The sequence below is a fragment of the Paenibacillus daejeonensis DSM 15491 genome (assembly GCF_000378385.1).
Classification (GTDB): Bacteria; Bacillota; Bacilli; order Paenibacillales; family Paenibacillaceae; genus Paenibacillus_D; species Paenibacillus_D daejeonensis.
Genome location: NZ_KB899664.1, coordinates 277,473 through 297,132, shown reverse-complemented (window position 1 = coordinate 297,132; position 19,660 = coordinate 277,473). Strand labels below are relative to the sequence as shown.

The 19,660-nt window shown below is 53.5% G+C and carries 14 protein-coding genes; 3 read left to right on the top strand and 11 right to left on the bottom strand.

Annotation, left to right across the window (positions count from 1 at the left end; all coding sequences use genetic code 11):
• Window positions 1-8 precede the first annotated feature (8 nt).
• Window positions 9-2,081: a beta-galactosidase gene (locus tag F556_RS0118220; RefSeq protein WP_020618423.1), complete on the top strand. Its 2,073-nt coding sequence runs from the start codon at window positions 9-11 to the stop codon at window positions 2,079-2,081.
• Between the two features lie 93 nt (window positions 2,082-2,174).
• Entirely contained in the window at window positions 2,175-3,167 is a 993-nt protein-coding gene (locus F556_RS0118215) for a LacI family DNA-binding transcriptional regulator (RefSeq protein WP_020618422.1), read from the top strand.
• 88 nt (window positions 3,168-3,255) lie between these two features.
• Here the strand turns inward: F556_RS0118215 and F556_RS0118210 are convergent, their stop codons facing one another.
• Window positions 3,256-4,644: a family 4 glycosyl hydrolase gene (locus tag F556_RS0118210; RefSeq protein ID WP_020618421.1), complete on the bottom strand. Its 1,389-nt coding sequence runs from the start codon at window positions 4,642-4,644 to the stop codon at window positions 3,256-3,258.
• A 260-nt stretch (window positions 4,645-4,904) separates the two neighbouring features.
• On the opposite strand from F556_RS0118210, the gene F556_RS0118205 reads away from it, so the two are divergent.
• Window positions 4,905-5,933: a zinc-binding alcohol dehydrogenase family protein gene (locus F556_RS0118205; RefSeq protein ID WP_020618420.1), complete on the top strand. Its 1,029-nt coding sequence runs from the start codon at window positions 4,905-4,907 to the stop codon at window positions 5,931-5,933.
• Between the two features lie 211 nt (window positions 5,934-6,144).
• On the opposite strand, the gene F556_RS0118200 is transcribed toward F556_RS0118205, so the two are convergent.
• From F556_RS0118200 to F556_RS0118155, 10 genes are all read right to left on the bottom strand, one after another.
• On the bottom strand, window positions 6,145-6,855 hold the full coding sequence (locus F556_RS0118200) for an AAA family ATPase (RefSeq protein ID WP_020618419.1): 711 nt from the start codon (window positions 6,853-6,855) through the stop codon (window positions 6,145-6,147).
• 113 nt (window positions 6,856-6,968) lie between these two features.
• Window positions 6,969-10,307, bottom strand: a complete 3,339-nt coding sequence (locus tag F556_RS36405) for an S-layer homology domain-containing protein (protein ID WP_020618418.1) — start codon at window positions 10,305-10,307, stop codon at window positions 6,969-6,971.
• 634 nt (window positions 10,308-10,941) lie between these two features.
• Window positions 10,942-12,252, bottom strand: a complete 1,311-nt coding sequence (locus tag F556_RS0118190) for a 6-phospho-beta-glucosidase (protein ID WP_020618417.1) — start codon at window positions 12,250-12,252, stop codon at window positions 10,942-10,944.
• Window positions 12,249-13,232: an N-acetylglucosamine kinase gene (locus F556_RS0118185; protein ID WP_020618416.1), complete on the bottom strand. Its 984-nt coding sequence runs from the start codon at window positions 13,230-13,232 to the stop codon at window positions 12,249-12,251. The genes F556_RS0118190 and F556_RS0118185 overlap by 4 nt, the downstream gene beginning before the upstream one ends.
• Before the next feature lie 270 nt (window positions 13,233-13,502).
• Entirely contained in the window at window positions 13,503-15,101 is a 1,599-nt protein-coding gene (locus F556_RS0118180; protein WP_051108739.1) for an extracellular solute-binding protein, read from the bottom strand.
• A gap of 125 nt (window positions 15,102-15,226) precedes the next feature.
• Window positions 15,227-16,120 carry a carbohydrate ABC transporter permease gene (locus F556_RS0118175; protein WP_020618414.1) on the bottom strand — a complete coding sequence of 298 codons (894 nt, stop codon included), beginning with the start codon at window positions 16,118-16,120 and terminating at the stop codon, window positions 15,227-15,229.
• Between the two features lie 22 nt (window positions 16,121-16,142).
• Window positions 16,143-17,063: an ABC transporter permease gene (locus F556_RS0118170; protein WP_020618413.1), complete on the bottom strand. Its 921-nt coding sequence runs from the start codon at window positions 17,061-17,063 to the stop codon at window positions 16,143-16,145.
• A gap of 330 nt (window positions 17,064-17,393) precedes the next feature.
• Window positions 17,394-18,266, bottom strand: coding sequence for an AraC family transcriptional regulator (locus F556_RS0118165; RefSeq protein WP_020618412.1), 873 nt, complete (start codon window positions 18,264-18,266; stop codon window positions 17,394-17,396).
• Between the two features lie 27 nt (window positions 18,267-18,293).
• Window positions 18,294-18,971, bottom strand: coding sequence for an MBL fold metallo-hydrolase (locus F556_RS0118160; RefSeq protein ID WP_020618411.1), 678 nt, complete (start codon window positions 18,969-18,971; stop codon window positions 18,294-18,296).
• On the bottom strand, window positions 18,968-19,603 hold the full coding sequence (locus F556_RS0118155) for a TetR/AcrR family transcriptional regulator (protein WP_020618410.1): 636 nt from the start codon (window positions 19,601-19,603) through the stop codon (window positions 18,968-18,970). The genes F556_RS0118160 and F556_RS0118155 overlap by 4 nt, the downstream gene beginning before the upstream one ends.
• Window positions 19,604-19,660 lie beyond the last annotated feature (57 nt).

Sequence of the window (19,660 nt, the reverse complement as noted above, 5' to 3'; positions counted from 1 at the left end):
GATGGAACATGACCAAACGATGGGAGCCGGTGCATCCTGCGATGACTGGCATGCTGCATGGCGGTGACTATAACCCTGACCAGTGGCTCGGCTATCCACACATTCTGGATGAGGATGACGAGCTGATGAAGCTGGCGCACACCAACACGATGTCCGTGAACATCTTCGGCTGGAGCGCCTTGGAGCCGGAGGAAGGCGTCTACCGATTCGAATGGCTGGACGAGGTGATGGACCGGGCTGCTGCACGCGGCGGTCATATTATCTTGGCTACACCAAGCGGCGCCCGCCCTGCCTGGATGAGCGAACAGTACCCCGAGGTGCTGCGGGTCTCCTCCAACCGGGTACGCAACCTGCACGGCCTGCGGCACAACCACTGCTTCACCTCCCCGGTATACCGGAAGAAGACCCAGCAGATCAACCGATTGCTGGCTGAGCGTTATGGCAAGCACCCCGCCCTCATCATGTGGCATATCTCCAACGAGTATGGCGGGGATTGTCATTGCGACCTGTGTCAGGATGCGTTTCGCAAGTGGCTTCAAGTACGCTACGACAATAGTCTGGATAAGCTCAATCATGCCTGGTGGACGGGCTTCTGGAGCCATCGCTTCAGCAGCTGGAGCCAGATTGAATCGCCTGCGCCGCACGGCGAGAATCAGGTGCACGGGCTCAATCTCGACTGGAGACGGTTTGTCACCGACCAGACCATCGACTTCTACCAATCCGAGATTGTACCGCTGCGGGAGCTGACGCCGGATATTCCGGTGACAACCAACTTTATGGGCAACTATCCGGACATGCGGCCCTTTACCGGACTCAATTACGAGGCCTTCGCCAAGCATGTCGATATCATCAGCTGGGATGCCTACCCGGCGTGGCATAACAACTGGGAGTCGACCGCATCGCTGGCCAAGGACGTGGCTTTTGTCAATGACCTATACCGTCGGCTGAAGGACGGCCGCCCGTTCCTGATCATGGAATGCACCCCAAGTCTGGTGAATTGGCATGAGGTCAACAAGGCTAAGCGCCCAGGCATGCACAAGCTCTCCTCCGTACAGTCGATTGCGCACGGATCGGACTCGATCCTGTACTTCCAGTGGCGCAAAGGCCGCGGCGCATCGGAGAAATTCCACGGCGCCGTGGTTGATCATGCGGGCCATCCCGACACACGTGTGTTCCGCGAGGTAGCCGAGGTTGGGCGCTTGTTGGAGCAGCTTGCGCCGGTGACAGGCACCTCTGTGGATGCCAAAGTCGCCATTCTCTATGACTGGGAAACGGACTGGGCCTTGGCAGACGCACAAGGCTTCGGCCAGGACAGCAAGCAGTATGTCCGCACCTGCCAGGAGCATTACCGCGTGTTCTGGGAACGGAATATTCCAGTCGACGTCATCACGCCGGACAAGCCGCTGGAGGGGTACCAGCTCGTCATTGCACCGATGCTGTATATGCTGCGCGAAGGTTTCGGCACGCGCGTGGAGGATTATGTTCGCCAAGGCGGACGCTTTGTTACCACCTATGCCTCCGGTATGGTCGATGAGAATGATCTGGCGTTTCTTGGAGGGTTCCCGGGTCCACTGCGTGAGGTGCTGGGCATCTGGTCGGAGGAGATCGACACCCTCTATCCGGAGGAAACACGGGAGCTTGTGGATGCCGACGGGAACGTCTATGCGGCTCGTGATTACTGCGAGCTCATTCATCTGGAAGGCGCAGAGGCTATCGCCTCGTTCTCCTCAGATTTCTATCAGGGGCAAGCGGCCGCCACGGCTTACAGCTATGGCTCTGGCCGGTCCTATTACCTGGCGGCACGCCACGAAGCGCGCTTCCATGATGCGTTCTATGGCAAGCTGATCGAGGAGCTGTCCATCACGACAGCCATTCCTGTGGAGGCGGATGCCGGGGTATCGATTCAAGTCCGTAGCGATGAGGAGACGCAGTATGTGTTCGCAATGAACTTCACGGAGCGTGAGCAACCGGTGCAGTTTGCCAACGATGCTGTGCTGACCGATATGGCAACCGGCGAGCAGCAGCACACCTCGTTTGTACTACCGCCCTATGGCTCGGTTGTCTTGCGCACGGAACGTTAGGACCAAGGGCGCTTCGGATAGCGGAGCGCTCTTTTCCTCATGTGGGGTAGTGGTGTAGAATAAGCGGATAGGAACAGGCACGGGAGGCTACAGATGGCAACACTCAAACAAATCGCAGAACAAGCACAGGTGTCGCTGACCACCGTCTCGCGCGTCCTTAATCAGGATGCCACGCTGTCCGTCACTCCCGAGACACGGAACCGGATTCTGGAGATTGCTGGACAATTGGGATACCGCAAAAAAACGCTGCAGCCGCCGGTGAAGAAAATTGCCTACCTGCACTGGCTAACCGAGATGGAAGAGCTTCATGACGTGTACTTCCAAGCGATTCGGCTGGAAATGGAAGACCAGGCCAAACAGCATCATGTCGAGCTCCATTGCTATACGGTTGCAGATGGTATTGAAGCGATCCCTTCCGATACCCAAGGGTTTCTGGCCGTCGGACGCTTTTCTTCTGGTGAACTCGCACGGCTGCGCGAACTCACGCCACATGGGGTTTTTCTGGACACGGTCCCAGACCCGGATCATTACGATGCCGTGCGGCCCGACCTGGCCTGGATCACGCGCAAGGCGCTGGATTTCTTCGTGGACCGGGGTCATACGAGCATTGGTTTCGTCGGTGGCATTGATCTGGATCCTGACACCCGCGAGGTCAAGCAGGATGTGCGGGAGAAGACGTTCCGGGCTTACCTGGAGCCACGCGGACTATTAAGGGAAGAGACGCTCTTTACTGGCCCGCAATTCTCCGTGGAGGACGGCTATACGCTCATGATGCGCGCCATCGACCAACTGGGGGACCAACTCCCGACAGCCTTCTTCGTTGCTTCGGATCCGATCGCTGTCGGCTGCTTGCAGGCGCTCAACGAGAAAGGCCTCGCCATTCCCGCCCGGGTTAGCGTGCTCAGTATCAATAACATCAGCGTGTCCAAATACGTTTCTCCGCCGCTGACCACCTTTCACATTGATGTAGAAGAGCTGTGCAAGACGGCCCTGACGCTGCTGCTGGAGCGGGTCGTCGAAGGACGGACACTCGTCAAGACCGTCTATCTGAATGCGGAGCTCATTATCCGCAAGAGTGCGGTTTAAGCAGCCGCCTTCGACGGAACAACAGAAAAAGACTCCAAGCACCGCACAAGCGGAACTTGGAGTCTTCTTTTCGTTGAGCTGATTCTTATCATTCCCAGCCTGGGAGATAGGCCTTCGTGTTGGCCAACATCCGGTCAAACAGCTCTTCTGCTTGATCTGGAGACAACGACACCAGCGGGTCGTTCTGGAAAGCGCGAAGCGCTTCGCTGCGGTCTTTGTCCAGCGCCGCACGCAGGATCGCTTCCTGATTGTACACATGGCGCGCGATATGCGCATGCAGAGCAGGCGGCAGCTTGCCGGCGTGAATCGGCTGCACAGCATCACGGCCAAACACCGCATTGGTTTCCACCACTGCGCCGAGCGGAAGATCGTCCATCTGGCCGGTATTCGGCATGTTCACATTGGTCACGAGCTCTGTCATTCCGAGCAGCGCCTTGATCATCTCCACGCCTTCCTCACCGGTCGGCTTGAGCTCGAATGCCTCTTCTCCGCTCGCCAGCTTGCTGCCCTGTTCCTCCAGCCGCACCTTGTTGCTCTTCCGCCAATCTACCGTTGTCAGACCGAATTTCCATGAATGAACCGTCTCTTTGTCCTTCAGGTACCAGCTATGCGGCATGAACTCCGCCAGATGTCGGTCCCCAGCAGCGGCGATGACGCCGTATTTGCGAAACAGATCGAACTTCACCCGCTGAGCGGATGCAAAATGGTCATTCAGCCAGTTGCCCGTCCCCTTTGCCTCGAAGCCATCCTGAAAATGGCGATCCACAAACTCGCGGTACAACGGAATAAGGTCATGCTGCTTATACGAAGCCTTATCGAGCCAAGTGAAATGATTGATGCCAAGCACATTTACCTTGATCTCCCGGCGGTCCGGCGCTGGCTCGCCCAGCAGTTCTTCCACGACGTGAGTGAGTAGCTTCTGCGTGCCAAACACCTCATGACAGCAGCCGATCGCCTTGATCCCCGGGAACACCTCGTACAGCGTGCGCGTGCAGAGCGTCATTGGATTCGTATAATTAATGACCCATGCATCGGGCGCATAGTCGCGAATCTGCTCCGCCAGTTCGGCATAGATCGGAATCGTGCGAAGCGCGCGCACCAGACCGCCCGGTCCAGCCGTGTCCCCTACTGACTGATAAATCCCGTATTCTTCAGGCAAATGCACATCGGAGTGCATTTCGTCGAATGTGCCTGGCAGGATGGAAATGACGATGAAGTCCGCACCAGTGAGCGCTTGTTGCAGTGAATCGGATGCCTCGTAATTCCAGCTGCTGACCACGTCTACGCGACCTTTCAGGCTTTCCCCGATCTTCGCATTATTCTCCGCCGCTTGCTTATTGATATCATACAGCCTCACCGTACCGCCTAACTCACTCTCTGTCGCCAGATCGCTCATTAAGCCCCAGGCCCAGCCGCGTGAGCCGCCACCAATGTAGGCGATATTTAGGTTCTTTGCATCTTTTGTAGCCGCTATCATTATACTTCCTCCTCATGGAATAACAAGGTTGTTAATTCTATCTTCTTAACAAGACACACGATAAGTAAAGTCATTTTAATTGTTCTTGAACTTAATTATATCTATTTTTAACAACGTTGTAAATTTAATTTTTCTACATGCTCTTTTCTGTTCTCGTGTGACCGCTGACTGGGGTGTGAGCGCCGGCATTTGGCCCTCGCTCTCCACGGCTGGTATAATTACTCCATAACCTAACAAGCCAATTAAAGGAGTGGATAAGTATGACGATGATGAAAGCTGTCGGATTGAAGCGTTACCTGCCCATTGAAGATCCCGAGAGTCTGGTCGATATCGAGCTGCCTGTCCCCTCTCCCGAGGGTCACGATCTGTTAGTCGAGGTCAGAGCCGTCTCCGTCAATCCCGTGGATACCAAGGTACGCTCACCCAAGGATAAAATAGAGGACGACTACCGCGTGCTGGGCTATGATGCTGCTGGTGTCGTTACTGCTGTTGGTGAGAGTGTCACCTTGTTCAAGCCTGGAGACGAGGTGTACTATGCGGGCAGCATTATTCGCCCGGGCAGTAACAGTCAATACCAGCTGGTCGACGAGCGGATCGTCGGTACCAAGCCGCGCACGCTGGATTTTGCGGAAGCAGCGGCACTGCCACTCACCGCGATTACGGCGTGGGAAGGATTGTTCGACCGACTGGGCGTCTCGACCGATCCCGAGGTTAACAACGGCCGAACCTTGCTCCTGATCGGCGCGGCCGGTGGTGTAGGCTCTATCGCTGCCCAACTGGCGCAGCAGGCTGGACTGACGGTGATTGGCACCGCCTCCCGCAGCTCGTCTGTCGATTGGGCTCTCAACCACGGCGCGGCTCACACCATTAACCATCATGAGGAGTTTGGACCTCAGCTGGAGGCACTGGGTTATACACAGGTAGATTATATCTTCTGCTGTAATTCCACGGCCGCCCACTGGGACAGCATGGCCGAGGCGATTGCTCCGCAAGGCAAGATTGTCTCCATCGTCGAGATGAAGGAGCCGGTCAATCTAACTGCGCTCATGAACAAAAGCGCCACCTTTGTCTGGGAGCTCATGTTCACCCGTTCCCGCTACGGGACGCCAGATATGATCGAGCAGCACCGACTCCTGGAGGAGATGGGTTCACGCATTGATGCCGGTACGTTGCGCAGCACCCTCACAGAGCGGCTGCATCCCATCAATGCCACCAATCTACGGGAAGCTCACCGCCTGTTGGAGTCCGGCAGCACGATCGGTAAGGTTGTTGTCGAGGGCTTCGAATAACTAGCTTGGCTCGCCGTTATAAGCGTGCGGAGTCCTATGGTGGCTATACGGCGGTCGGACAATGCTAAGCAAAAAGGCTGTCGCCAGGGTCATGACCTTGGTGACAGCCTTTTTATGATAATTCCGTATCACTATCATAAAAGTGAATACGCACTTCTCCGTTTAAGGCATAGTACTTGTTCGTATTAACCTCACTCATCCGCGCTCCCCCTCAGTCTTTAAACAGCTCATGCAGGACCGATTTTCGATTTTCCAGAAACCGCCGCGTAACCACATAATGCAGGGTCTGCTCATAGTCCGTCTCCCGAACCGGCAGCGAATCGAAATCCAAAATCTGCGCCCCCGGATAGCCGAGCAAGATCGGGGAATGCGTCGCAATGATGAACTGCGCGTCCCGTTCCAGATCCTTAATGACCCGCATGAATGCCAATTGCCGGGCTGGCGACAGCGCAGCCTCCGGCTCATCGAGCAGGTAGATCGCTTTCTTGCCGAAGCGGTGTTGGAACAGAGAGAGAAACGCCTCGCCATGGGATTGTTCATGCAGCGACCGTCCTCCGTAATGCCTCCAGCTCTCCGGATGCTGGTCAATATGGCTGGCAAAATGGTAGAACGTCTCCGCCCGCAGAAAAAAACCATTCGAAATCTTCGGTAACCAGGACAACCGCAGCGCCTCGCCCAACGCAGACTGGGCCGCATCCACCTCGTACAGATTGTTGCGGCTGCCACCCGCCGTATTGAACTCACACTGATAGGCTATCCCCTCGAGCAATGTGGACTTGCCCGAGCCATTCTCGCCAACAAGAAACGTCACATTGGATTGGAAGTTAAGCGTGGAGAGACTTCGGATGGCCGGGATCGAGAAGGGATAAGCCGAGCTATCCGCCCCCTGCTCCCGCAATAGCGTGACACTCTTCAAGTACATATCGCACCCTCCGTTCAGGCTGAGGCCCGCCCTGCACCCCAGTTGCTCCCTCCATCATACCAAAAAGCGCCTGGCGAGACATCCGGGGATGTAACGTCGGGCGCTTCTCTATTTTATTCCAGAACTCTAGGGATTCTAATGGCGGTAGTATCTGGAACTTCAAAAGTAATGTTAGTTTGCAGCCTTTGGAAGGATGTAAATTCACGGTAACCAATGATTGTATAACTGCCTGGCTTCATATGGATATCTAATTTTCCATTTCTAACATAGTATTCAGAAGCACTAAAGTTACCTGGAGACATAATTACAAAGAAATCACCCGATTCCCAGTAACCAGTTAGAGATAAAGTCAGCTGAATCGTTGGAGGTAATGTCCAATTATCGAAAGGGTTGTTTAATAGTTTCCCCTGCTCCACTAGTATTGTTTCCTTAATAAGTGATGGACGATCTAGCAAGTTCAAAGTGATTTCATAAGACCCGTTTGGCAAATAACTTACATACTTCCCATTTACCACTCTTGAAATGTAAGTTACAGACGTATTCACATTCTGGGCTAAAAGTTGGCCTAATCTTATTGGGGTTACACCGTCCGTCTCATATAGCATACCCTCGAAGTTTGGTTCATTGATTTCAATATCTAGCTGCGAAGGACTGAATGAATTGTGCGAAAATTTGACAGGGCTATTAAGTTCAAACATTTCATCATCTTTTTTGTATTCATAAATAACATATTCACCAAAAGGCAAATAGAATGAAAAGGATCCGTTCTCAACATAAACCTGTGCTACCCCTCCAACTGGTGCAGGTGACACTGCACCGGGAGAATTAGATGGTGGAATGTAACGTTGAATAATAAGAACTGCATCATTCAATATAGATCCATTCATCTCAATTGTACCATGCTTATTTATCTTTTTAGTTAGAGATGCATTTATCGTCCCGTCACCATAAATATTGATAGCCCCATCTATTGGGTAACTATTTCCTTTAGCATCCGAGTAAAGGATGCTTCTGTAATCTCCATTGGGCAAATTATATACAATAAAGTTCCCATTAACCACATCCACTCTCTCGTGGTGCACCTCGGATGCAAGAATTAAAGCTCCATCGATAGGCTCTCCCAATTCATTTACCAGCGTACCAATTAATCTAGGGCCGTTCAGATTATAGGACAACGCTTGACTAGGAACACCAGCAGTGACCGAGAAATCGTCCAGAGGCATAACGACTTCAGTATTAGAGGTATTGGTGAACACAACTCTAACTTGCGTATAGTCGCCATCTCCCAAGCGAGCCTCAAACTTGCCGTTCACTATAGGGATAGTCCTTTCAACCTCCCGTTGGTCATTATACACAAATCGCCCACTACTAAGAGGTTCGCCATCCAACTGAACCTGCCCCTGAACGGATGATGGAAAACGAATACTAACTTCAGCCTGTCCATTGACAGTGAATGTACCAATATTAAAGATATCTCCCAATGCAGGCGAGTAATAATCTACACTGTACTCACCATTCTTTGCATATCTAGCGATTTGGGTTTTCTCAGTATATATGAAATACGATACGTCAGGATCACTCAAATGATTAATATATAATAAATAATACTCTTGCTCAGCCAGATCTTCAGGAAAAATCATGTCAATAAAAAGATTGGCATCATGGGCAGTAAAACTTAACGTTTTATTGCCATTTGTTGTTATTACAAACGTCTGGTCAATCCACTTGTAGTCAAGCAATTCTACATCATCTTTCACCAGATATACACCTGTAATACTATAGTTTCCGGTAGGAAGAGAGACTTCGAAACGACCATTGGAAGTTTCAGCATGATAAAACTGCTCAGTATCAACATTAAAAATTGAAAGTTCGTAACCTTCCAAAGGGCTGCCCTCATTATCCTGAATCATACCAGTAACTGTATACAATGTTTCTCCAGGAGTGCCTGGGTTTGGATTCGGCCCAGCCCCCCCACCACCCGGATTTCCCGGGTTCGGCACGAAGCCTCCGCCTCCGCCAACAGCTGGAGGAGTCGTTGTTGTACCACCAACCGTCGAGCCACCTACAGAAGCTTGGACTCCGTCAGCTACAACAACATTGCCTGGTTTCTTCGAGAGCGTCGAGCCCTCGGCGTTGATTGTTGCTTTGTCTACCGAGCCTTCACCTGTAACCGAAGTGCCCGAGTCTAGTGTCAGCTGGGTCACTTTGCTGTTCTTGCCCAGTTGAACCTTGCTGCCTTTAGCTTCTTTCTTCACTTGGAAAGTGCCGATTGTTCCGTTATCCGCCGTAATGTTGGATTGCTGCGAGCCTACGACCACACGTCCAAATGACCCATCCAGCACAATCTCAGCGCCAGCAGGCAATTGCTCGCCCAGCTCTACTTCGCCAACTTCACTGCCTTCAGCGGCTTCTACCTTAGTTGGTGACTGCAAACGAACGAGTTCCGCTTCGGATGTCTCGTCGAACGTTACACGCACCTTGCCACCTGCTTTGTTCACCTCGACTTGGCCTAAGCTGCTGCCCTCGAAATGAATGCTATTCTCGCCGCCGCCTTGAATAAGTGTCCGGCCGCGGACTGTCACTCCACGCAGGGTAACATCACCTTCACCCACATCCGCAGTGATGGTCAGATCGCCAGCAATCGTCGTGTTCTGGAGAATAACGTCTGCTGCGCTAATGATAACCGCGCCTTCAACCGTCTCCTGTGCTTCTCCACCATAAGTGCCTGCTTCGTCATATGTGACCGTCAGCGCTGGCACTTCCGGAGTCACTACGCGGCTAGCGATGCGATCCAGAATAACGACCGCTTCCGCACGTGTCGTGGAGGTTAGCGGACTGAATTGTCCCGCACTTTTGCCGCTCATGATGCCACTGTTGATCATCGCGCCAATCGCACCTTTGCTCCATGCTGGAGCATTAGCAACATCCGTGTACGCTGCGTCAGGCTCCTGCTCCGTGATCCCCAGCAAGCGGGTGATGAGCACCGCCAGCTCTTGACGGGTAATTGGCGCCTCTGGCTTGAACGTGCCATCAGCATATCCTTGCATGTAGCCAGCTGATACAGCCTTAGCTACTTCTATGTAATACCATTTGCTCGAAGCTACATCTGTGAAGCTAATTGACGCTTCCCCGCTCACATCCGCTACTTTATTAATTAGTGCCGCTAGCTCTGCCCTCGTTATCGATGCATTTGGGTTAAACCGGTCTGCGGATTGGCCATTAACCAAGCCCATATTCGACCATTTAATGATGGTTTCTTCCGCCCAATGCCCTGTAATATCCGTGAATGTACTTCTCGCTGCAGACTCTTGTCCATACGCCATGTACGGCACCAGCATCACCATCATTAATACCATGGCTGTAATTCGCTTCAACTTTTTAACCAACTGAGTTTTCGCTCCCTCGCCCTTTATTTCTTCTTCTACCAGAGGTTGTCTTGGAACTGAAACCATGATCCTCCATTTCCTCCTATTAATTGTATGCTTGTACTTTCTAATTGTAAATAAAAAAATAGGTCTTTTATCACATTTATCCCTACCATGGACCCGAATTAATTTTCTAAGCACCGTTTTTATCTAGAAAACTTCTAATGAAACTACAGAGCTCTAATGACCTCTAATTGACCAGTTTGAGATTCTAACGAAACTGTGTAACGTTATATCAACGATTTAACGGATTACTTAGCCCAAATTGCGCAATAAGAATCTGTAGTTTCGTTAGATTCCAAAACAGCTGTAAGTTGGCCAAATAACGATATATAGTTTCCTTAAGTTGGGGTTGGGGCGGACACGGGCCGCGAGTTCGCGGGGTGCGGGGTAGGCGCTCGGCCGTCGGCGCGGGATGCGAGTGCGAGTGCGTAACGGAGGGGGTTGGTGGTTTGGTGTCGGTGCTCGGCGTAGACACGGGCACCAATTGCTTGGGCACGGGCGCATGCGAGCACAATGCCCCCCAACAGCACGCAAAAAGGGTACGACGTCTGGCGATTCTCTAGCCTTCATCAGTAGCTCACCCCGAACAATCTGGCTGACCTACTAACGCGAAAAAGCCTCCCCGGCCACAAACAAGCCCAGGGAGGCCTCACTTCTACTATTCCGCAGCAGCGAAAAACTGCGGCAGGAAGGCTTTGCTGCGCTCCAGCATCTCGTCGAGCATCTGCTCGGCGGCGCCGACGGAGTTGACAAGCGGGTGATGCGCCAGCGCCAGCAGCGCCTTCTGGCGGTCACCCGTGACGGCGGCTTCAATCGCCAGGGATTCGTAGGTCTTCACCTGGCGGATCAGCCCCTTCACCGCATCTGGCACGACCTCGGGCCGCTGCGGGATCGGGCCCTCGGCCGTCACTTTGCAGTTGACCTCGATGCTCGCGTCGTCCGGCAAGAAGTCGAGCATGCCGTTATTGGAGACATTGAGCGTCTGGATGTCGCCAGTGTCGTTGTAGAGAGAATGCATGAGCCGGACCGCTGCCTCGGAGTAGAACGCACCGCCCCGCTGCTCCAATTGCTTGGGCTTCTCCTTCAGCTCGGGGTCCTTGTAGAGCTCAAACAGCTCATCCTCGAGCCGCTGCACCGTCTGGGCCCGAGACTCGCCCTTCGCCAAGGCGGCTTCCTGCTCGGCCAGCGTTTCGCGATGCAGGTAGAAGTACTTAAGATAGTACGACGGGATGGCGCCCAGCCCTTGCAACAGGGTGCCATTCCAAGCGAATTGTGGCACATTGGCCGCCGAATAGCCGCTACGGTTGTCCAGCAGCTCCGGCAGCTTGGATTCGCCATTCACCTGGATATCCGTGATCCAGTGCAGATGATTGAGGCCCACAAACTCGCAGTGAATTTGCGATTCTGGCACATCATATAATTTTGAAAGCCATTTGTAAGCCGCGATCGGTGAGTTGCACAGGCCGACCGAACGGATTTTGGAATACTTTTGAATCGCTTCGGTAACCATGCCTGCCGGATTGGTGAAGTTCAGCAGCCAGGCATCCGGGCATAGTTCCTCCATTTCACGGCACAGCTCCAGCAGCACCGGAATTGTCCGGAGTGCCTTTAGCATGCCGCCCGGTCCTGTCGTCTCCTGGCCGATCATCCCGTATTTGAGCGGGATGGATTCATCCCAACCGCGCGCTTCCAGTAGGCCGACCCGCATCTGCGTGGTGACGAAGTCCGCACCCGGCAGCGCCGCGCGGCGATCCAGGGTTAGCTCAACGGTCATGGGCACGCCAGCAGCAGCTACCATCCGCTGCGCCAGACGTCCCACCGTCTCCAGCTTCTCTTTTCCTGCTTCGATATCCACCAGGATCAGCTTCCCGACCGGGAAGGTGTCATAATTGCGGATGAAGCCCTCAATAAGCTCCGGGGTATACGATGAGCCGCCGCCGATGACGACGATTTTTAGTCCGTTAGTCATGATGTCGCTGCCTCCTTGATCGTAAGTTGTTGCTCCAGTTGTTCATAGACTTCGGTCGATACCACGACACCTGTCCGCTCCATGGCCAGGAGCAGTGCGCCTGCGGCTGGTTCCATATGCAATACAGTCAATGTTGCTTGCGGTGCGCTCAAGCGCAGATCCTGCTCCAACTGAGCGAACAGGACCGGACTGCGGCCACGGGTCAGAATGCTTCCGACGAGCACCACATCAAACGTATCCTCCGCCATCTTCAGCTTGCGGATGACAGCACCCGCCGCCAACGCCAGCTCACTGGCTTGCCGCCGCAGGATCTGCTGGGCCACCGCATCCTCCGCTTCGACCTCGAACAGCGCCTGAGCCAGGGTACGCGGCGGTCGGCTGCCATGATCGAGGTAAGCATGATACATCTCTTCAACGGAGGTATAGCCAAGGATGCGCAGCACAGGTGCGGTCAGCAGCGTAGGCTGCTCCCGGCCTTCCCACGCACGAATAACAGCGCGGAATACCTCTACCGCCAGATCGCCGCCACCACCAAAATCGCCATACAGGTAGCCGAAGCCTCCACATTGATACCCTTGGCCAGTCCGGTTGATGCCGAAGCTGTTGGTCCCGCTGCCGCAGATGAGCACGACGCCATCGGGCTGACGAGTTCCCGCACGCAGGCCGATATCCGTATCGCACACCACGTCATGCCGCTCGAAGCCAAGCGACGCCGCAAGCGGCCTCAAAATTCGGTAATCCGCCTCACGGTCTGCGCCTGCCAGACCGAAGAGGGCATACGCAATATCCGCATGTGTCAGGTCTGCCGCGGTCAACGCTTCCCGCACTGCAGCGTCAATATTGGTGCGCGCCAGCTCAACCCCCAGCTGATGGTTGCCGCAGCCTGCGGCGCCTGTGCCGACGATTCGTCCCGTTTCGTCGGTAATATATGCGAGTGTCTTGCTCCCCCCGCCATCTACCCCCAAATAATAGGTTGTCACCGGTTGATCACGTCCTATGCTAGTTAAGTTTGCTTCGTTCATTCTACACCCTTAAAACGACTCGATTCTACGCGAATCCAAGCGAAAACTACCTCAATCTTACGATTTATGTCACTATCGCTCAGCCGCTCCCGTCTTCAAAAATGCCTCCCCGGCCACTGCCGAGAAGGCATTTCAACAATCACGAATCTGCCAGCATACGCACAGCTCGCACAGTGTAGACGAGAGAAGAACATGTCGCTCTCCTCACACTCCACCTACACCCTTCGATTAATCCAGCTTGCTCTTATTCTCCTGCCAACGCTCCGTCTTGTACGCAAGCAGCTCAGCATAGTTTGCACGCTGTGCATCCTGCTCGGCGCGATCCAGAATCGCGGCAACCTCTTCATCGCTTTTGGCATTAAGGATGGCTTGGGCTCTGGCTTTGTCATAGATCTCGGATACGTTCTGCGCGATAATTCCCTCATTGGAATCGCCAGCCGGATCGAGATTCACATACTCGGTCGTGTTGAATTGCGTCTTCCACGTAATCTCGGACTGCCAGTATGTCTCCCAGCTCTGATCCTCCGGCGGCAGCGTCGATTCGAATTTCATTTTGGAATTATCAATATAGACCGTATTGCCATTCCATTGGAAGTTAACTGTCGCATTCATCAGCTCGTCGCGTCCCTTATGATCGGTCGTGAATGCCTCAGTGAAGAGCGGCGCGCCCTCCTCATCCGTCCCTTCCCAGTAGATCCCTTCGGGTCCCCAGAAAATAATCCGTTGGCCTTCCGGTCCCGTCAGCCAGTCAAGGAAGGCAAAAATCGCTTCCGGATCCTCGGCCGCCTTGGTGATGACACTCACATTCCAGCCCAATTGCTTGTAGTCGCCCGGATAGATCCGGTCCTTGTCCAGCCCTTGCTTGTGGAACGGCCACACCATGATGTACCCGGCCTCCGGATCCTCAGCAGACAGAAGCGAGTGGCCGATCGCCCCAAATTCGGTTGGTGAAGATGCAGCATAGACTGCAATTTGTCCGTTGAGCACCTTTTGCTCGACCTGCTCCAGCTTTTGCGTGAAGGCATCCTGGGTAATCAGCCCCTCGCGGTACAGCTTGCTGCTGTACTGCATGGCTTCGCGATACACCGGATCGGTGAAAATAGAGGTGAACTCGTCGCCGTTAGGAACGGCCATCATCGTATTGAAGATGTAGGGACGGTCCTCGGCAAAGGACGTGCTGAGAATATCCAGGCCCGTGCCGCTCTGACCGACCTCCAGCGGGACGACGTTCGGGTAATTTTCTTTTACCAGCTTCAGGTAGGCATAGAGATCATCGGTAGTCGCCAGCGGCGGCTGGCCGAGGTCGTTGTAGATTTTTTTATTCACCAGATACCCTGCATTGCCGTTCGGCTGGGTCGTGTACCAGTTCGGGAACTGATACAGCTTGCCGTCCGGTGAGCGCAGCATATCCAGTGTAGAGTCGCCCGCCCATTCCTTGAGGTTCGGGTATTTGTCCAAGTAGTCGTCAAAAGCCACCAGCAGCCCCTCGGCCCGCAGCTTCTCCACATCCGGCCCCCGCTCCATCCAGATCACATCAGGCAGCGAGTCTGAGACGATCATCGTGCTGAACTTCTGGCTGGCATTGCCACCCGAGCTGACCGGGGTGACATCCACCTTCATATTTTCCTGAATCCACTTCGTGGACAGATCACCGCCCCAAGTCGGCATCGTGTACCAGTCATAATGACCATAGAAGGAGAAGGACAACGGCTCTTGGCCCAGCTCATATACTGCTGAAGTCTCTCTCTCGCCTGTATTGCCATTCCCTGCGTCCTCCGGCTGCGTCGCCCCGTTGTTGGAACAGCCAGCCAAGATCACTGGCACCATCAATGCCGTCAACCACCATTTCCCCGTTACGCTGCGTGTCTTCACTTGCGCCAACTCCCTTCTTTTTACCATGCTATGGTCCAAGCGCTGCGCGCTCCCAACCCTTCTTCGCAAGACCGGTATCGCTATTCCTTCAGAGACCCGATCAGCACGCCTTTGACGAAATACTTCTGCACAAACGGATAGACACACAAGATGGGGACGGTTGCCACCATCATCGTTGCCATGGACAACGACTTGCTCGTAACTGAGCGCATATCGTTCAAACGCCCCTGTGCGGCGGAGTCCAACTGGGACATCTGTTCGCTCATAATATTGGAATTCAGAATCTGCTGCAGCTTGGTCTGAATCGGCAGCAGATCGACATTGGTAATGTAGATACTCGGCGCAAACCAATCGTTCCAGTGGTACACTGCGGTGAACAGCGACAGGGTCGCCACCACGGGTCCCGACAACGGCAGGACAATTCGCATCAGCACGCCCCAGTTGGAGCAGCCGTCAATTCGTGCGGATTCCTCCAACCCGCCGGGGATACCCTGGAAGAATGTGCGGAAGATAATCATGTTCCATACGCTGATCAGCCCAGGAATGACCATCACCCAGAATGTATCTAGCAGCTGAAGCTCACGGATGAGCAGGTATGTAGGGATCAGTCCACCGCTAAAATACATGGTGACAATACAGATAATCATGTAGTATTTTCGGCCCATGAGATCCCGCTTCGTCATCCCGTAAGCGAAGATCGCCGTCGCCATGATCGAGAGCAGCGTGCCAATCGCTGTCCGCAGGATGGAGATCATGAAGCCATTCATAAGACGTTCATCCCGAAAGACAACCGCATAGTTCTCCAGCGAAAAAGCTCTTGGCCAGAAGGTCACGCCGCCAAGCGCCGTATCCTGGCCGCTGTTGAATGAGATAACTGCGGCATTCCAGAACGGATATACCGCTGCAAAGCCCAGCACCGCCAACAGCGTATAAATTGATGCGATCAGCACTTGATCGCCTGCTCCCCTTCTCATTGCACACCGTCTCCCTTCCTGTCTACCACAAGCTGTTGCCCGAACGGCGCGCGGCGTAATTGGCTGCGGCCAGCAGACCGACGCTGATGACGGCTTTGAACAATCCCGCAGCCGTCGCATAGGAATATCTCGCATTCTGAATACCGATTCGGTACACATACGTATCGATGACATCACTCACATCGCGCAGCACCGGATTGGCGCCCAGGAGCAGGATGTCCTCGAACCCGGCATTCAGCAGATTGCCAATGGCCAGAATCGAGAAAATGATAATGACCGGCATAATACATGGAATCGTAATCGAAACCATCTGTCTCAAGCGGCTCGCTCCGTCCATCTCCGCTGCTTCATATAGCTGAGGATTGACCCCCGCTATTGCGGCCAGGTACACGATGGAAGAGAAGCCGATCTCTTTCCAGAGCCCGGTGCCCACGAGGATGGCCCAGAAATACTCCGGAATGGAGAGGAAATTGATGGGCTGGTCGATCAGATTCAACTGCTGCAGCAGAATGTTGAGACTGCCATTGTCCGTAGACAGCATGGAAATGACAAAGCCTGAGACGATGACCCACGACAGAAAGTGAGGCAGATAGCTAATCGTCTGAATCAGTCGCTTGAAGGCGCGGTGCTTCACCTCATTGAGCATCAATGCCAGCATGATGGGTGCAGGAAAGCCGATGACCAGCTTGAGCACACTGATAACCAGCGTATTGCGCATGATGGTCCAGAACTCCGGGGCTTCGAAGAACATCCGGAAATGCTTGAAGCCAACCCACGGACTGCCACTGAAGCCCCGGAACAAGCTGTAGTCTTGAAACGACATCAACACTCCGTACATCGGGATATAATGGAAGACCAATATAAACAGCAAAGCCGGTACAACCATCAGCTGAACATCCCATTGCCGCATCAGCCTCAGCCAACGGTTTTCTTTGATGCGCATAATACTCTCCCCCTTTAAACAACTCCCTCTTTCACTTACAACTGCCAATCTCATATGTCAACTTTTATTACATTTTACTCTTATGAAACCTCCTTAAGCTACGCAATTTCAAGTAAAAACTAACTGAATCTTACTGTTTTCATATATTAGAGATAATTTTCATGACGCAAAACTCAAATGTCCGCCATGAAACTTGTAGTTATATTACATGAATCTAACACATCTAAAATAACGACAAAAAGGACGTTTGTGCGGGTTCCACCCCTTACAAACGTCCTCTTTGCCGTTTTTATATCAGACTATTCTTGATCCGAATTCAGACAACCATGGTTATGAGCGACTTGCACGAGAGCGGTAGAGCATCGGAGTGACGCCGAGGTGTTTTTTGAACAGACGGTTAAAGTTAGAGAGACTTGGGAAACCGCAATCCAGCGCGATCTCTGAGATTTTCATCGATGTGGTATCGAGCAGCTGCTGCGAACGCTCAATCCGCAGGACAATAAGGTAAGCCAAGGGCGGCATGTCCACCGCCTGGCGGAAAATATCACTAAACCGAGATGGACTCAGAAACGCCAGCGCCGCTAGCTCTTCCAGCGACCAAGGGTAGGCAGCGTCCTCCTCCATGGCCGTAATGACCTTGCGAATCTTGACCAGTTGGGCAGAGCCGAGGGAGGCACGCGCCTCTTCGACGCAAGGCACCCGAAAATGCCGGTTCACATACGCCAGGAATTCGACCAGGTACGCCAATACCATGACCCGGTAGCAGTCCGTCTGACCATTATGCTCCTCCTGCATCCGGGTAAGCAGCCGGCGCAGCTCCGTCATTCCTGGATGATTGCGATCCAGCAGGTTCGTATAGTGCATACCCATTTCCTTGAACGGAGCCACAATTTGCGGATCGAAGCGCATGATACCCAGCAACCAGGACAGATCAAAGGTAATGACCTGCATGAGCAGCGGTTCCGTCTCGTAGGCACAGTGCAAGTCGTTAGAGTTAATCAGCAGCACATCGCCTTCTTGAAACTCATAGATTCGTCCGTTGATATTGTAGTACCCCTTGCCGGACTTGATCCGGTTAATCTCCAGCGCATCGTGCCAGTGCAGCTTCTGATAAGGGGTGGAGACGCCAGCGGTATCGCCGATATAAATCGGATACTGCTTGTCATAGACAATTTTCTCCCGAGGGATATCCTCTATCCGCATGTCAGCCTGCTCCTCCTCTCCACCGGCTCATTCCTCAGCCCCAGCATACCGGGCCAGATAACGCTCCATCTGTTCCGCTGGATGCAGGACAGCATCTCCGTGGCAGATCTCCATCCGATCCGGCTGCAGCCGCTGAACGACTCTGCTGCTGTCTATCGCTTCCTCCATATCCGCGGTGAACATCGGCATGGGTCGCCGCAGTTTGCCGCTGCGGCTCGTGAACAGATCTCCTGCCAGGAGGACCTTGTCTTCCTCGTGGTAGTACACGACATGGCCCGGCGAATGGCCCGGTGTCCAATACATGGCCAGACTGCCGAGCGAGCCTTCTTCGCCGATTCCGCCCATTGGCAGGGTCTGCACAATACCGGGAGCAATCATCTGCTGCGCCTTGCTCCGGCGGGGGTAGGGCTGGATTCCCTCCAGGTACCGCAGCTCCCGCTTGTGGGCATACACGGGCACCGAAGTATCGGTAAGAATTCGGCGCAGCCCGCCCGCATGGTCCGAGTGTCCGTGCGTGAGCAGAATACGCTTGAGCGGGCCCTTTTTCAGCGCCAGTATATGTTTCAGGATATCCTTGCCCATCGCATCCATTCCCGTATCGACCAGCACGAGTCCCTGCTTCTCCTCGACAAGCCATACTGTGATCGGGATAAACACCCAGCTTCGCAGACGCCAGATATGCGGGGAGATCTGTTCGATTTTCATATCTGCCCCTCCTCAAGGTGCCGCTGCAGCAATCCTGACAATACCACATCCGTTGCTTCATCGAAGGTTTCTCCCAACCGCCCCATCAGCGACTCTGTAGACTCCTCGGAATACGCGTAAGTGCTGACAATCCCTTGAAGCATATAATAGTAGATTCTGCTGTATGCGAGGAGCCGTGATTCGGGCAGCTGTTCATCAAAACACCGTCCCAGCCCCTCAGACAATAACGCAAACAGCTGATTGCGGAGCTTGTTCATGTCCATCGCAGGCTCTCGCTCATCCACCCGGTCAGCCTTAACCATAAAAAACACCGTATACATCGTCCGATGCATGAGGCAGAATCGGATTAACTCCGAACTCATGCGCTTGACCGCTTGCAGACCAGTAAGTGAGGTATCGTTCAAAATCGACTCTAGGGAAGCCTGCAGCTCCAGAAGTCCAGGAATCGTCAGTGCCTGCAACAGCGCTTCCTTATCCTTGAAATAGATGTAAATGGTCGTATGCGAGCAACCCGCCGCTTTGGCAATCTGCCGAATCGTCACCGATTCGTACCCCATGGAGGCAAACAGTCCCCTGGCTGCCTTCAATATGAACTGTTTTGTTTCTTCCGATCGTTGCTCTTGTCGATTCATTATGTATAGCTCCCGCCGCTTATTTTGTAACCATTGGTTATAATATAACCAACGGTT